General features: G+C 55.3%; 1 protein-coding gene. It reads left to right on the forward strand.

What is annotated here, in order from left to right:
* A partial coding sequence (locus tag TRP66_RS23430) for an IS3 family transposase (RefSeq protein WP_333407943.1) occupies positions 1 to 869 on the forward strand: 869 nt, incomplete at its 5' end.
* Positions 870 to 902: the final 33 nt, after the last annotated feature.

The raw sequence follows: 902 nt of genomic DNA on the forward strand, positions 1-902 counted from the left end.
GAGCAGACTGCAGCGCGAGCCAGAAAGCGCAAATAGTCCAGGGATTGAGGCACGAGCATCCGACACGCCTGCTGCTTCGGGCAGCTGGCCTGGCATCCAGTACGTTTTACTATCAGATCAAGGCGCGAGCTTCAGATAAACACGCAGAACTGAACGTGCAAGTTCGGCACATTTATGACCGACACAAAGGGCGCTACGGTTACCGTCGTGTGACCGCAGCGCTGAGGCAGCAGGGTGAGCATGTCAACCACAAGACCGTGCAGCGGCTGATGCAGGCGATGGGGCTCAAGTCGCTGATCAGGGTCAAGAAATATCGCGCCTATCAGGGGCCCGAAGGCGAGACAGCACCCAACCTGCTGGCGCGCCAGTTTTGCGCAGACCAGCCAAATCAGAAGTGGGTGACCGATGTCACCGAGTTCAAGGTCAACGGACAAAAGCTTTTCCTTTCGCCCGTGCTGGACCTTTGTACTCGTGAAATCGTGGCCTATCAGACCAGCAGGCGGCCAGTATTTGAGATGGTGGCTACGATGCTTCAGAAAGCGTTCACGCGGCTGAAGCCAGGGGATGCCCCAATGCTGCATTCTGATCAGGGTTGGCAGTATCGCCAAGCCAATTACCGCCATTTGCTGGCTGGGAGGAACCTTGAGCAGAGCATGTCACGCAAGGGAAGCTGCTACGACAACGCTGTCATGGAGGGCTTCTTCGGCACCTTGAAGAGTGAGCTCTTCTACCTGGAGCGCTTCGAAACCATCGAGCAATTGCAGGTGGGGCTTGAGGATTACATCCACTACTACAACCATGAACGTATCAGCCTCAAGCTCAACGGCCTGAGTCCGGTACAATTTCGAACACAGGCGATGAATTTTTAACGTTTCTCGTCCAACTTTTGGGGGTCAGTCCAG

It is taken from the genome of Pseudomonas sp. JDS28PS106 (assembly GCF_036706555.1).
In the GTDB taxonomy this organism is placed as follows: domain Bacteria; phylum Pseudomonadota; class Gammaproteobacteria; order Pseudomonadales; family Pseudomonadaceae; genus Aquipseudomonas.